Here is a 14,492-nt window from a genome sequence, read left to right on the forward strand (position 1 = left end):
GGTGCCGTCGATGTCGAATGCCACGAGCACCGACCTCTACGAGGTCACGATGGCCCAGTCGTATCTGAGCGAGGGCATGACCGGTTCGGCGACGTTCAGTCTGTTCGTGCGCAACCTGCCTCCGGACCGGGGCTTTCTTGTCTGTGCCGGGCTGGAATCAGTCCTCGACTTCCTCTCCGCCTATCGTGTGGACGCGGATGACGTGGATGTCTTCGCCTCTGTGATGGGACGACGGCCCGAGGATCTGGCACCACTGCTCGGCCTGGAATTCAGTGGTGAGGTCCGGGCAGTGCCCGAAGGGCACATCGTGCTGGCCGGCGAACCCCTGCTGGAAATCACTGCGCCCCTTCCGCAGGCCCAGCTGGTTGAAACCTACGTAATTAACCAGCTCAACCACCAGACCGCCATCGCCTCCAAATGCGCCCGGTGCGTCCTGGCCGCCGACGGACACCAGGTGGTGGACTTCTCCCTGCGGCGCACTCATGGCATTGAAGCCGGACACCGGGCCGCTCGGCTGGGTGCCATGGTCGGCTTCGCCGGAACCAGCAATGTTGCGGCGGCTCACGCCGAGGGCCTGTCCGCAGTCGGCACGATGGCCCACTCGTACATCGAGGCATTCGGTCTTGAGGAGGACGCGTTCCGGGCCTTCGCCCGGTCCCATCCAGGCCCTGTGACACTCCTGGTGGACACCTACGACACCGTGACGGGCGTGGCGACGGCGGCACGCGTGCTGCGCGATCTGGGGCTCGGTCCGGGGTGTGCCATACGGCTGGACAGCGGTGACCTCGGAGCCTTGTCCGTTCGGGCTCGGACGATCCTTGATGCCGCCGGTCTACAGGAGACACGCATCGTGGCGAGTGGTGGTCTCGACGAGTTCGCCGTGGACAGTCTGGTCGGCTCCGGAGCGCCGATTGATACGTACGCCGTCGGGACCCGGATTGGCGTCTCCGCGGATGCCCCTTACCTGGATTCCGCGTACAAGCTGGTCGAGTACGACGGTCGGCCGGTAATGAAGCTTTCTTCGGCCAAGGTGACGGCGCCGGGGCGCAAGCAGGTGTTCCGAAGGCCGGGATACGCGGATCTCATAGCTCTCATCGATGAACCGCCGCCTCCGGATGGCGTCCCGCTGCTGGAGTCGGTCATGCGGGAGGGCCGACGCGTTTCGGAACGCACAGAGCTGGACACAGCCCGGCAAAGGTTCGCCACTGACCTCGCGGCACTGCCACCCGGGGCCCGCACCATATGGGCACCCGTCGCGCCGAAGGCGGAACTCTCAGGGCTCCTCAGCTCACTCGCGGCACATGTCCGCGGATATATCAAGAAGAATCTGATAACGGACGCGGGCGAAGTCATTTGATTCGATCTCACCACCACGCACAATCCATTGTTCTCGCCAACCGATTGCAGGTCTCTCGGATCCGTCTCTCTGGCCTTTACGCCCCTCACGGTAGCGGCAGTTGTCCGTGATGAACGCCGCCGCGCCGCTGCAATAGCCCCGCCCGAGGAGCACCCCATGACTGCATCCCGGTACATCGTCAGCGACGTCATGACCCACACGGCCGTGGCCATCGGCCGCGAGGCCTCGTACAAGGAGATCGTCGAGCTGATGCACCAGTGGAAGGTCAGCGCAGTGCCGGTACTCGAAGGCGAGGGCCGTGTCGTCGGGGTTGTCTCCGAGGCGGACCTGCTGCCGAAGGAGGAATTCCGGCAGGATGAGCCGAAGCTGCCCGACCAGCTCGAGGAGGCATCCAAAGCCGACGCGGTGCTGGCCGAGGAGCTGATGTCGAGTCCCGCCGTCACCGTCCACCCCGATGCCACGCTCGCCGAGGCCGCCCGCATCATGGCGCGCAAGCGGGTGAAGCGTCTGCCCGTCGTGAACAGCCTCGACATGCTGGAGGGTGTCGTGAGCCGCAGCGACCTACTGAAGGTGTTCCTGCGCCCGGACGAGGAGATCGACGAGGAGATCCGCTCCGCTGTTGTCGCGGAGCTCGTTCCCCCGGTCGAGCTGGACTTCTCGGTGCTGGATGGTGTCGTCACCCTGCGAGGGCCTCTCCAGAACCGTTCTCTGGTGCCGCTTCTCGCTCGGGCCGTTCGCGCGGTCGAAGGCGTCGTGGACGTGCGCATGGAGCTTGTCTGAAGCTCCCCCCAGGCGCTGCGTCCTGCAGCAGCCGGTCCGGCTCCGCCGTGCGGGTGGTCGCGACTCAGCAGGGGTATCGACTGAGTGAAGTTCCTCCGGCGGAGTGGAGACTCGACCTCCACGCTGCGGGGGCAGTGTCGTGACTGCGCTGCTGCTGAAACGTGGCCGGGCCGTACCAGTCTCCTTTATCAAGCCGACTGTCGCCACAGTCGTAGGCGATGCGCCGTGAACGCCACGGGGTGGAGATCCGGGCGACCTGAAACGCTGCACTTGCACGAAGATCTCGGCCCGCGACGTTCCGAGTGGCTCTTCCTCGTTGTGTCCGAAACACTGGAACGGTTTCTGGGACTACAGCCGATGGGGGGCCGTGTCCAGGAGGACTCAGATGGCCACAAGGCGCCAATTCATCAAGGCTGGCCTAGGCGGCGGAACCTGCCTCTTCCTCCCAGCCGGGCCTGCCTCCACGCCGGCCTGGCCGGGGTTCCCCAGTCGCGTCCTGGACCCGACGACAATCAACAAGTACGTCACCGAGCTCGCCGTCCCGTCAGTCATGCCCTGGGCCGAGAGGGACGAGGCAGGACACGTCGATCACTACACGATCGGTGTTCGGCAGTTTCGGCAGCAAATTCTGCCAGCCGGTATGCCTGCCACGACGGTGTGGGGGTACGGGTCGACCCGGCATCCGGGAAGCTTCGCCTACCCGTCATGCACCGTCGAGGCGGCCTTCGGCCGGGCCATACAGGTCACGTGGGTGAACCAGCTGCTCGACCGCCACGGCAACCATCTGCCGCACCTGCTGCCGGTAGACCCCACACTGCACTGGGCCAACCCTGAAGGCGGCATTTCATGGCGTGATGCCCGACCGACCTTCACCTCGACACCCGGCCCCTATACCGGGCCCGTGCCGATCGTGACCCACCTGCACGGGGGGCACAACACGCAGGAGAGCGACGGCTACCCCGAGGCGTGGTATCTACCCCGTGCATCCGACATCCCCGACGGATATGCACGGGTGGGCTCCTTCTATGAACAGTTCAAGATGATATTCGAGGACCAGTTCAATGCAGCCTGGGAGCCAGGAACCGCCGTATTCCAGTACGCCAACCAGGAGCGTGCCGCCACCTCCTGGTTCCATGACCATGCCCTGGGGGTCACTCGGCTGAACGTCTACGCGGGGCTGGCGGGCTTCTACCTCCTGCGTGGCGGGCCTGCCGACCTTCCGAGCGGTGTGCTTCCGGGGCCGGCACCGAAGCTCGGTGACCCCCCGGGGAGGCACTACTACGAGATCCCGGTCGTCATCCAGGACCGGTCGTTCTCCACCGACGGCAGCCTGTTCTACCCGGCGAGTCGCGCATCCTTCGACCACTTCACCGGTCCCTACATCCCCGGCAGTGACATCTCTCCCATCTGGAACCCGGAGTTCTTCGGCAACACGATGGTGACCAACGGCCGTACCTGGCCCGCTCTCTCCGTCGAGCCGCGCCGCTACCGCCTGCGGTTCCTCAACGGCTGCAACGCACGCTTCTTGATCCTGAAGATCGTCACCGACCCGATGGCCGTTCGTCCCGCAGCCCCGGTGCTCCCCTTCTGGCAGATCGGTTCGGAGGGAGGCTTCCTGCCCGCACCTGTGCAGCGCGACCAACTGCTCACCGCCCCGGCCGAACGCGCCGACGTCATCGTCGACTTCACCTCGATCCCGGTCGGCACTGATCTGTACCTCATCAACGAGGGCCCCGACGAGCCGTTCAAGGGTGGGCGAGCGGGCACAGACTTCCGGCCGGCGGCGCCCGGGACCACTGGACAGGTCATGAAATTCACGGTGTCACGACCGCTCGCTACGCCGGACCGGACCGTACCCCCCGCCCGCCTCGCCCTTCCGCCGTTCGAACCGTTGGGTCCAGCGAGCCACACGCGGCAGGTGTCCTTGCAGGAGCAGAACTCCGCGGTCCTGCGGGGTGTGGGTCCCCGCGTGGTAATGCTCGGCACCGTGGACCGGAACGGAAACCGGACCCCCCTGGGATGGGATGACCCCATCACGGAGAACCCGGCACTCGGGGCGACCGAGATCTGGGAAATACATAACTCCACCGGCGATGCCCACCCGATCCACATCCACGAGGTTCAGTTTCAGGTCGTCGACCGGCAGAGCACCGGGCACAGCGCAAGACCTCCAGAGCCCGGGGAGAGCGGTTTCAAGGACACGGTGATCGCCTATCCGCACGCCATCACTCGGGTCAAGGCCACCTTCGACCGGGCGGGACAGTATGTGTGGCACTGCCACATGCTGGAACACGAGGACAACGAGATGATGCGGCCATACCGTGTCGGCCCTCCCTGAACGCCAGAACATCTCGCCTTGAGCTGCCATCGCTCTATAGCGGTGATGATTCGTTCACTCGGCCTGTCGAACCGGCACCTTGTTCCGGTCGCTGGTGACCGGCCGGTTGAAGCTCGTGCGGCACAGCGAGGATGGTGGATCTGGTCGACCAGTCCGGCCTGGCACAGTCGATGGTGTTCAAGCACCTGGTCAGTCCGTGCGAGTGCGGGCTGGTTGACTCCCGCCCTGTGGGCCAGGTGTCGGTGTTCGCTCTGCCCGGCCCTCGATGCTGGGCGGGCGGCAACCGAGTGCGTGGGGTGCCTCATCAGGCGGGTTCTTGACAGACTCGCACCAGTCTCATCACTTCGCCTCCGCGGCCTTCTTTTCCCGGAATGCGTGTCGTGTGATCCGAGCGGCCAGATAGCCACACATGAAGGCGGCCGTCGCAAGCGCGACCCCGGACCAACCGAGCGGCTCGGTCTCCAGGACCGACCGCAGCGGCTGAGCGTACAGGGCCGCCAGCGCCAGCAGGGCGGACGCGAGTACAGCCAGGGGGAGGAAGAGGTTCTGCCGGGTCAGCAGACGCGCCCGCAGGCCCAGGACGACGCCGAGTTGTGCGCCGAGCAGCGACAGGAACAGGACGCTCTGCCATGGAAGGTCCCAGGCACGTGCGACAACGCCTGCCGCCAGACAGACCGCGGTGACGACCGTGGCCAGCACGGCGAGTCGCTGCCAGGCTCCGGCGCCGAGGATGTGCTGGGCGGGTGGCCGCGGTGGCCTGTGCATGGCGTCCGGGGAGGCCGGCTCTGCGCCCATGGCCACACCCGTCAGACCATGGGTCAGCAGATTGATCCACAGGATTTGGCCGGCCCGGAGCGGCAGCGGGAGTCCGACAAGGGGACCGACCAGCATGACGAGGATCTCCGCAGCACCGCCGGCCAGGCCGTAGACGAGGAAGCGCCGGATGTTGTCGTAGACGCGCCGGCCTTCCTCGACGGCCGCGACCACGGTCGACAGGTCATCATCGGTGAGGACGAGGTCGGCCGCCTGTCGTGCGACCTCCGTTCCCCGCTTCCCCATCGCCACACCGATGTCGGCCCGGCGCAGGGCCGGGCCGTCGTTGACGCCGTCGCCGGTCATGGCCGTGACCGCGCCTCGAGTACGCCAGGCGTCGACGATATCCAGCTTCTGCTGCGGGTTCGTCCGGGCGAACACCCGTGCTGTGGTGAGGTCGACCACGCGCCCCGATGCCAGATCAGGGCCACTGAGCACCGATTCGTCACCGCTGTCTCTGTCAATGAGTCCCACGCGAGCGGCCACCGCGCGTGCTGTGGCGGGGTGATCGCCCGTAATAAGGACTGGTGTAATCCCCGCTGCACGGCAGGCCGCGAGAGTGGCGGCCGCCGCAGGTTTCGGGGGATCGCTGATGGCGACGAGGCCCAGCAGCCGCAGGCCCGTCTCAGCTGTGGCCGCGCTGCTCGGTTCGTTCCGCCGCTCGGTGGACGCAACGGCGAGCACCCGGAACCCGCGGGAGGCAAGGATCGACGCCTGTTGTCGCGCGCCCATCAATACGTCTTTTCGGTTGGCGAGCACAGACACGTCGAGGACCACTTCCGGCGCGCCTTTCAAGCACACCAGCAGAGCACCTGAAGACATTCGGTGCACCGTGGTCATGCGCTTGCGGAGGCTGTCGAACGGCGCTTCCCACCTCCTCGGGTACAGCCGCCTGATTTCCGCCTGATCCGCACAACCCGCTTTGGCTGCTGCCGCCAAGAGAGCGGCTTCCATGGGGTCACCGACCGCAGTCCACCGGTCCTCATTGGCGGTGTGATCCTGCGGTGGCCGCAGGGCGGCGTCATTGCACAACGAAGCCGCCGTCAGCAGGTCCCGCACGGGGCCCAGTTCAGCAGGCGTCGGCCGCCTGCCATCGACCTGGATGTCTCCGTACGGTTCGTAACCCACTCCGAAGAAATCCGCCGCGAGCCGCGGCGTCCATACGTGCTGGACCACCATGCGGCCTTCGGTGAGGGTTCCGGTCTTGTCGGTGGCCAGCACCATCACGGAGCCGAGCGTTTCCACGGCCGGGAGCCTGCGTACGAGGGCGTGCCGGGCCGCCATACGCCGGGCACCCAGCGCCAGCGCGAGGGTCACGACGGCCGGCAGGGACTCGGGGACCGCCGCGACGGCCAGGCTGATCGCCGTCACGGCCATGGTGCCGGCCGGCAGGCCGCGTGCAAGCCCGAGGACGAAGACCACCAGGCAGAGTCCCAGCGTGACGGCAGCCAGGATGCGCCCCAGGGAGGCGAGACGGCGCTGTAGTGGTGTCGGCTCGCGTGCGCCGTCGAGGAGTGCGGCGATACGGCCGAGCGCACTTTCGGCGCCGATGGCTGTGACCGTCGCGACGCCCCGTCCGCGGACCACGACAGTCCCGGCGCCCAGTGGCGCGCCGGCATCCTTGTCGACAGGGACGGACTCCCCGGTAAGCATGGATTCGTCGATGAGTAGGGCGGATGCCTCGATGAGCTCTGCGTCGGCAGCGACGATGTCGCCTTCGCCGAGCAGCAGTACGTCACCGGGCACCACAACCGCTGCGGCAATCTCGCGTGCTGAGCCGTCCCGCAGAACACGAGCGCTCGGTGCCGACATCGCCGACAGAGCTGCCACGGCGTGGTCGGCGCGGATCTCCTGCGCGACCCCCACCGTCGTGTTGAAGACGATCACCAGACCGATGACCACCGCATCCGCGTGGTCGCCGATCACAATCGTCAGCAGTGCCGCACCGAGCAACACCATGATCAGCGGATCACCGAGCTGCGCAATGACTCGGCTGTACAGAGGTGCGCTCCGTACCTCTGCCACCTCGTTGCGGCCGTGCTCGGCCAGACGGCGCTCGGCCTCCGCCCCGCTCAGCCCGCTGGGCTCCTCTACTGGCACTCGTCCGCGTCCGGGGTGGTCATCACGATGAGGCTTCACACGAGGGGAACTGTGATCACCGGGCAGTGCGCGCGGTGCAGCAGTCCGTGGACAACTGAGCCGAGCCGCATGCCCGTGTAGCCGCCCCGGCCGCGGCGGCCCACGACGACAGCCAGCGCGTGCTCGGACGCCCTGGCGAGCTCCTCCACCGGATGTCCGGTCGGCACCTCGTGGGCCAGGTGCACGTCCGGGTGCTTCAGCGACCAGCCTGCTGTGGTCTCGGAGAGCATCCGTCGCTGAGCCTGCACGGCGGCCTTCGCGTCGTGCAGCGTGATCACGGGCGGCTGCCACACCGAGACGGCGCGGAGCGCAGCCCCGCGGAAGTCGGCCTCCTCGAACGCCAGCCCCAGCGCCGCCTTCGAGGACTCGCTGCCGTCAATTCCCACGACCAGGTAAGTCGGCTGTTGGGTGACGTGCTCCGCATCGCCCACGACCACCACGGGACAACGTGCCTGGGCGGTGACGGGGACGACGAGGGAGCCGGCGCTGAAGTACTCCGTCGTACGGTTCAGGTGTCGGGATCCGAGGACGATCATCCGGGCCTGCTCGGACAGTCGGGCAATCACGGAAGCCGGCAAGCCGTCGAGCAGATCGGTGACCGGCTGCAGTTGCGGATGGCGCGCCCGGGCCCAGTCGGCACCTGCATCGAGAGCTTTCGACCCGGATTGGAGCATGGACATTCTGCGCGGGCCGTCATCGCAATGCTGCGTGTCGTGTTGTGGAGGTACGGCCACTACGAGCCGAAGCTCCAGCCCGCGTCGATGGGCCTCGTCCGCCGCCCAGGCCAATGGCAGGTGCCAATCCTGGGCCGGATCGATGCCGACGACGAGCTCGCGGCGTTCAGCTGCGCCCATCACGACTCACTCCCGTGTCCGGGACCGTGCCGTGGAATGAGTTGCACCGGACAGTGCGCGTGGTGCAGGAGACTGTGCGTCGTCCGCCCAAGGGTGCGTCCGATGTAACCGGGTGACCGCCGCCCGCCCATCACCAGCAGATCCGCGTGATGGGATGTCTCGACCAGAACTCCGGCCACGGTGAGACTTCCCTCAGCATCCGCCTGCACGGTCAGGGCCGGGAATTCGTTGCGGATCCCGTCCGCCACAGCCGTCAGTTGGTGAACCTGTTCGCCGGCGATTCCTTCAACGTCGTCGAGCATGGTCACGGCTCGTCCGGCGGACTCCAGTACGTTCCACACGTGCAACAGTCGCAGCGATGCATGGCGGAGCTCGGCTTCGCGCGCCGCGTACCGGGCGCATTCGCCGTCGTGCTCGTCACGGACCGCGGCGAGCACGACTCCGACCTCGCCCTCCTTCTCAACGCCCCTGACCACGATCACGGGCGTCGTGGCACCTGCAGCAACCTTCAGACCGACGGATCCGAGCATGAGGGATTCGAACCCGCCGAGACCCCGGTTCCCCACCACGACAGTTCCGCGAAGGCCGGCGGTTCGGTGCAGGCTGGGGACGGCGGAACTGCGGCTGAGTTCTGTGGTGATGTGCACGCCGGGATACTGGTCCCTGATCGCGGCGGCAGTGTCCTGCAGCAGCTCGTGGCCCGCGTTGCGTACACGCTCGATGCTCTCCACTGAAAGGTAGAGAAACCGGCTGTCCGTGTCGGCCGCGTGGACGATGTGCAGCGGACTGTCACGGCGTGCAGCCTCGGCCGCCGCCCACAACGCTGCCCGCCGAGCCGGCTTGGAACCATCGACGCCGACGATGACGGCACCCAGATCCAGGCTGCCAGTGGTGCCTTCCATGGTTCCTCCTCACCGAGAGCCCGCAAAAAGGGTCAGCTCTCACGCTGGCACCGCGGGGCCCCGCATGTGGAGGGCCGCTCAGGACCGCCCGGGGCCCAATGGTCCCTTTCGAGGGAATCTTGCCCTGCCCGAACACCCGAGCCGGTCCGACCGGTCCCGGCTGAGACCCATTCGGCCCTCCTTACTTCGGTACGGCCCGGTGGATCGTGGTTTCTGAACGGCCTCCGGCATTACGTCCGTGCGGGTCGGCGAGACGGCAGGAGGTGCCTCCATGAAGCACATCAAAGTGGGCGACCTGATGACCGACGAGGTCGTCTCGGTCCTCTCGGTCACCTCCTTCAAGGAGGTCGCGAAGCTGCTTGCACAGCACAACATCAGCGGACTGCCTGTGCTCGACGACGAGGACCGGGTTGTCGGCGTGGTCTCCGAGAGCGACCTGCTGAGCCGGCAGGCGGCGGGACATCCGATGAGAAGCGGCGCTCCTGACGCCGCCCCTTGGACCACGGTCTCGTCCTTGGGCGCAGAAGTCACCGCTGCTGAGGTCATGTCAACGCCGGCGGTAACTGTCCGCGCGGAGGAGACCGCTGCGGACGCCGCCCGGCTGATGGCACGCCGGGGCGTGGAGAGACTCCCGGTCGTCGACGACGAGGACCGGCTCGTCGGTATCGTCACGAGGCGGGATCTGCTCCGCCTGTTTCTGCGACCCGATGCGGAGATACGACTACGCATCATCGAGGACGTAGTTGTGGGCACCATGGGGCTCGAAACCGACGCGGTCGCCGTCCATGTGATGGACGGCGTTGTCACTCTGGAAGGCCGGTTGGAGAACCGGAGCCAGATTGCGATCCTGACACGCCTTGTCGAACAACTCGACGGGGTGGTCGCGGTCATGGGCCAGGTGACTGCACACGCCGATGACCCCGTACCCGCTCCCGCACGGTATGCCGCGCATGGGCTGGCCGGAGAGCGGTGAGACGCATGCCCAAGACACAGAGGGGCTGATCGGCCCCGCAACGGGCCACATGGCCCCTCCTCCGCTCCTGGCCCGCGGGCCACACTGAGAGTGGATGACAGCAGAGCTGCGAGCGGGAGGTTTGCGGCATGAAGCACCTCGTGACCGTCGGCGTCGACGGCTCCCCAGAGAGCCGGGCGGCCGCCGTTTGGGGTGCCCAAGAGGCGTCCTTGCGGGAGGTGCCGCTGAGGCTCGTCCACGTGATCGACTGGCCCATCAGCCCAGCCATTCCGCGATTGGACTGCGAAACGGCCGACCGATGGGCCGATGAGGCGCTCGCCGAGGCATTGCAGGATGTGCGTCGTCGGCACCCGAATCTGGAGATAACCACCCGACACCTGTCCGGCAGACCGGCCGCCGCCCTGGCCGTCGAAGCGGTCGATGCCGACCTGCTCGTCCTCGGTTCCCGCGGCCTGGGCGGTCTGCTGGGCTTCCTCGTCGGCACGGTGGGCACACCTACCCTCGTAGCCACCGAAACGCCGGTGACCCTCGTACGGGCGGCGGACGAACCGGAGGACGCCGCACCAACCCAGTACGGGGAGATGGTCGTGGGGGTCGACATCCACGACGCACCCGACAAGGTTCTGGCCTTTGCCTTCGAAGAGGCCGCCCTTCGAAGTTGCGCCTTGCGGGCGATTCACAGCTGGCAGCTCCCTCGCGCCTATAGGTCCTTCCCCGACGTCGACCCCGACAACGAACGGGAAGCGCGTCGGAATGTCACGCAGATGTTGGACGAACTACTGCGGCCCTGGCGCCGCACATTCCCGTCGGTGAGCGCCGACCAGGTGGCGCTCATGGGACCCGCGGGCCCTCACCTCGTCCAGGCCTCGGCAGGCGCGGACCTCGTCGTTGTCGGCCGGCACCTTCGCCGGTCCCCTCTGGGTGCACATCTCGGGCCGGTCGCCCATGCCGTCCTGCATCATGCCGCAGCCCCCGTGGCCGTCATTGCCCACGGCTGACGGCCCTGAACGAAAGGGAAATCGGACCATGTTGCACCGCACTGTCTCCGAAGTCATGACCCGGGACGTGGCCACGGCCGGCCCCGAGGCAACACTCAAGTCGGTCGCCTGGAGCCTCGACTACAACGATGTGTCGGCTCTGCCCGTCGTGGACACCCGTCATCACCCCATCGGAATCATCTCCGAAGCCGACCTGCTCCGCAGGCAAGCCGGGCTGCCGGACACAGAGGGTCGTGACCAAATGCGCGAGACGGCCGCTGTGGACCGTCACACCATGGACGCCCGCACGGCCGGCGATCTGATGTCCACGCCCGTACTGACGGCCCGGCCTGACTGGGGCATCGTCGAAACAGCCCGCTTCCTGCACACGCGCGGTATCAAACGCCTTCCGGTGATCGACGACACGGGCACACTCGTGGGCATAGTCAGCCGCTCCGACTTGCTGCGCCCCATGCTCCGCCGCGACGATGCCATACGCGATGAGATAGTCGACGAGGTGCTGGGTCGAACTCTCCGCATGACGCCAGGGGGCGTGACAGTAACCGTGCAGGAAGGGATCGTCACCCTGAGCGGCAGGGTTGAGGAACGCTCAACCATTCCGATTATTGAACACCTGTGTCTTTCCGTCGATGGTGTCGTCAGCGTCGACCAGTCCCTCGAATGCGCCGTGGACGATCTATCGCCGGGCCTCGATCCAGCGCGCGACGTCGACAACTGAGCGCTCACGCAATGGGACGGAAAGAGCCGCCCGCTTCTCGCGGATCCCGATCGTGCGGTGCACGGCCGCCAGCCGCTTCTCCGCATCCTGGCAATGACTCTTTCCGTCAATTTCATGAAAGCACCCATCGCGCCAGGACAACAGGGCCAACCGGTCCCCGGTGGACCCCGGGTGGTCCTACCGCCGACAAGCAATGATGTCGACGCTCGGACATATAGGGCCCGTTGTTCTTGGAGTAATCATGAAACATCTGCGCACCGTCGACGACGTGATGACGCATGCCGTTATCTCGGCGAACCGCAGAACGCCGTTCAAGGACATTGTGAAGACCATGCGGCAATGGCGGATCAGCGCTCTGCCGGTCCTGACGGACGAGGGGCGAGTCGTCGGCATGGTCTCCGAAGCAGACCTCCTGCTCAAGGCACAAGGTGGGGACGAGTCCCGCGCCGTCTCCGCCGGCCAACTCATGACCGTACCTGCCGTGACGGTGACCCGGTATGCAAGCATCGCGGGTGCCGCTCGGCTGATGGCCCGCGGCCACCTCAAGCGGCTGCCGGTCGTCGACGACGACGGCCGCCTGGTCGGCCTGGTCAGCCGGGGTGACCTTCTGAAGATCTACCTCCGCCCGGACGAGGACATCGCCGCGGAACTTCGCGAGTTGATCATGGCTGAGCTGATCCCGGCCGGCTCGGCGGCCGTGCGCGTCCACGTGGCCGACGGTGTCGTCCATCCGGACGGCTGCATCCCCGACCCATCGCTCAACGATGTGCTGGTACGGGTCGCGCGTACGGTGCCCGGAGTCGTGGACGTGACGGCCCGGCTCGACGTCGAAGTCCCCGCCTGAAGGAGAGGGACGATGAGGCATCGCAGAGTCTTCGACCTCATGACGCCGACGGTCGTAAGCGTCCAGCGCGGCACCACGTTCAAGGAAATCGCCCGGGTCCTCGACGAGTTCGACATCACCGCCGTGCCCGTCGTGGACGAGAACGAATGTCCCGTAGGCGTCGTCTCCGAAGCCGACCTGCTCCGCAACCGCATCTCCACGAGCCGTGCGAACACCGCCGTCGATCTCATGAGTCACCCGGCGATCACTGCGGCCCCCGAATGGAGCGTCGTCCGCGCGGCCCGCGTCATGGAGAATCACAAGATCAAGAGACTGCCCGTCGTCGACAGCGAACGCCGACTGATCGGCGTCCTGAGCCGCAGCGACCTCCTGCAACTCTTCCTGCGCAGGGACCATGCGATCCAGGAAGAGATCCTCGAAGATGTCCTGACGCACACACTCCGGCTCAGCCCCTCGTCGCTGACCGTCGAGGTCACCGACGGTCTCGTGACCCTCAGCGGCACCGTGGGGCGGCGCAGCCTCGTCCCCATCATCCTGCGTCTGTGCCGTGGCGTCGACGGAGTCGTGGACGTGATCAATCGGCTCAACTACGAGCGGGACGACATACCGGTCGATGCACGGACGGACACGCAGGGGTAGGAGGAGACCGTGGCACATCGACACGTGACCGAGTTCATGAGCACCGCGGTCGTCACCGCAGTGGAACACCTCCCTCAGATGTACGGAGGCGGCGAATCCCGCAACCGCAAGCCAGTCCCTATCCGCGGAAGGCCATCATGAACCAACGCATTGTCGTCGGCCTCGACGGAACCACGGAAAGCGTCGCGGCGTCCCATTGGGCCGCTCGGGAGGCGCTCCTGCGCGGCGCGCCGCTGCACCTTGTCCATGCCGAAGAATGGTCGGCGCCCCCCGCCATCCCGGCCGCCAGTTCCGATGTGCGTCGCCAGTGGACGGAGGCCCTCCTGCGCGAGGCTTATGACGAGCTTCGAGAGGAACACCCCCAACTGGACATCACCACTGAGGCGTTCGATGGTCGGCCGGCTGACTCGCTGGTCGGTGTGGCAGCGAGCGCGGGCATGCTCGTCCTCGGCTCCCGAGGGCTGAGCACCCTCACGGGATTCGTCCTCGGTTCCGTCGGCATGGCGGTCATCCAGGCCACGGAGCGGCCCATTGTCCTGGTGCGCGCGGCAGAGGACGCGACGCCGCACGTCCATGGGCGGCACATGGACCGCGACATCGTCGTGGGCATCGACATCAGTCGACCGTGCGACGATCTCCTCGCATTCGCATTCGACGAGGCGTCACGGCGGGCCTGCACACTCCATGCTCTGCACAGCTGGATGCTTCCCCCGCTGGTGGGGTCCGGATCCGCGTACAACCCGGAAGTCAATGCACAGATCACTCAAAGCCTGAACACCGGCCTGGACAACATGCTTAAGCCCTGGCGGGAAAAGTACCCGACGGTCGACATCGACGCACAGGTGACAGTCGGACGTGCCTCCGAGCAACTCTTGGAGACAGGTTCTGAAGCAGGCCTCATAGTCGTCGGCCGTCGCATCCGCCGGTCCTCGATCGGCGTACACATCGGACCGATCACTCACGCGATCCTCCATCACGCCACCGCACCCGTCGCCGTCATCGCTCACGAGTAGGGTCCCGGAGCGCCGCAGCTCGGCACACCGTGGTGGGCTGCACGGCGGGCGAAACGGGCACGCATGACCGCATGAGTAGCCCCTCACGTTCTTGGCAGCGTCAACGGACACACCGTGCGAGCAC

The 14,492-nt window shown here is 66.7% G+C and carries 12 protein-coding genes; 9 read left to right on the plus strand and 3 right to left on the minus strand.

Annotated features, from left to right (window positions below):
• The first annotated feature begins 10 nt into the window (after positions 1 to 10).
• From OHA88_RS04590 to OHA88_RS04600, 3 genes are all read left to right on the plus strand, one after another.
• The gene (locus OHA88_RS04590; RefSeq protein ID WP_328624328.1) at positions 11 to 1,357 is read left to right on the plus strand and encodes a nicotinate phosphoribosyltransferase; all 1,347 of its coding nucleotides are present in this window, start codon (positions 11 to 13) and stop codon (positions 1,355 to 1,357) included.
• A gap of 156 nt (positions 1,358 to 1,513) precedes the next feature.
• Complete coding sequence (locus OHA88_RS04595; RefSeq protein ID WP_328624329.1) at positions 1,514 to 2,137, plus strand: CBS domain-containing protein; 624 nt, start codon at positions 1,514 to 1,516, stop codon at positions 2,135 to 2,137.
• Positions 2,138 to 2,777: 640 nt separating this feature from the next.
• A complete protein-coding gene (locus OHA88_RS04600) occupies positions 2,778 to 4,475 on the plus strand; it encodes a multicopper oxidase family protein (protein ID WP_328624330.1) in 1,698 nt (565 codons plus the stop codon).
• Between the two features lie 339 nt (positions 4,476 to 4,814).
• On the opposite strand, the gene OHA88_RS04605 is transcribed toward OHA88_RS04600, so the two are convergent.
• The 3 genes from OHA88_RS04605 to OHA88_RS04615 are packed head-to-tail and all read right to left on the minus strand — an operon-like array spanning position 4,815 to position 9,183.
• Positions 4,815 to 7,388 (minus strand): cation-translocating P-type ATPase, encoded by a 2,574-nt coding sequence (locus OHA88_RS04605; RefSeq protein ID WP_328624331.1) that lies wholly within the window; start codon positions 7,386 to 7,388, stop codon positions 4,815 to 4,817.
• 35 nt (positions 7,389 to 7,423) lie between these two features.
• Positions 7,424 to 8,281: a universal stress protein gene (locus OHA88_RS04610; protein ID WP_328629590.1), complete on the minus strand. Its 858-nt coding sequence runs from the start codon at positions 8,279 to 8,281 to the stop codon at positions 7,424 to 7,426.
• The gene (locus OHA88_RS04615) at positions 8,281 to 9,183 is read right to left on the minus strand and encodes a universal stress protein (protein ID WP_328624332.1); all 903 of its coding nucleotides are present in this window, start codon (positions 9,181 to 9,183) and stop codon (positions 8,281 to 8,283) included. The genes OHA88_RS04610 and OHA88_RS04615 overlap by 1 nt, the downstream gene beginning before the upstream one ends.
• A gap of 271 nt (positions 9,184 to 9,454) precedes the next feature.
• Here OHA88_RS04615 and OHA88_RS04620 point away from each other — a divergent pair, with 271 nt between their 5' ends.
• The 6 genes from OHA88_RS04620 to OHA88_RS04645 all read left to right on the plus strand — a co-directional run bounded on the left by OHA88_RS04620 (position 9,455) and on the right by OHA88_RS04645 (position 14,368).
• The gene (locus OHA88_RS04620) at positions 9,455 to 10,156 is read left to right on the plus strand and encodes a CBS domain-containing protein (RefSeq protein ID WP_328624333.1); all 702 of its coding nucleotides are present in this window, start codon (positions 9,455 to 9,457) and stop codon (positions 10,154 to 10,156) included.
• Positions 10,157 to 10,284: 128 nt separating this feature from the next.
• A complete protein-coding gene (locus OHA88_RS04625) occupies positions 10,285 to 11,154 on the plus strand; it encodes a universal stress protein (protein WP_328624334.1) in 870 nt (289 codons plus the stop codon).
• 28 nt (positions 11,155 to 11,182) lie between these two features.
• Positions 11,183 to 11,872: a CBS domain-containing protein gene (locus tag OHA88_RS04630; RefSeq protein WP_328624335.1), complete on the plus strand. Its 690-nt coding sequence runs from the start codon at positions 11,183 to 11,185 to the stop codon at positions 11,870 to 11,872.
• A 241-nt stretch (positions 11,873 to 12,113) separates the two neighbouring features.
• A complete protein-coding gene (locus OHA88_RS04635; RefSeq protein WP_328624336.1) occupies positions 12,114 to 12,716 on the plus strand; it encodes a CBS domain-containing protein in 603 nt (200 codons plus the stop codon).
• 12 nt (positions 12,717 to 12,728) lie between these two features.
• On the plus strand, positions 12,729 to 13,355 hold the full coding sequence (locus OHA88_RS04640; RefSeq protein WP_328624337.1) for a CBS domain-containing protein: 627 nt from the start codon (positions 12,729 to 12,731) through the stop codon (positions 13,353 to 13,355).
• A 137-nt stretch (positions 13,356 to 13,492) separates the two neighbouring features.
• Positions 13,493 to 14,368, plus strand: a complete 876-nt coding sequence (locus OHA88_RS04645; RefSeq protein WP_328624338.1) for a universal stress protein — start codon at positions 13,493 to 13,495, stop codon at positions 14,366 to 14,368.
• Positions 14,369 to 14,492 lie beyond the last annotated feature (124 nt).

This window comes from Streptomyces sp. NBC_00353, from assembly GCF_036108815.1.
Taxonomy (GTDB): Bacteria; Actinomycetota; Actinomycetes; order Streptomycetales; family Streptomycetaceae; genus Streptomyces.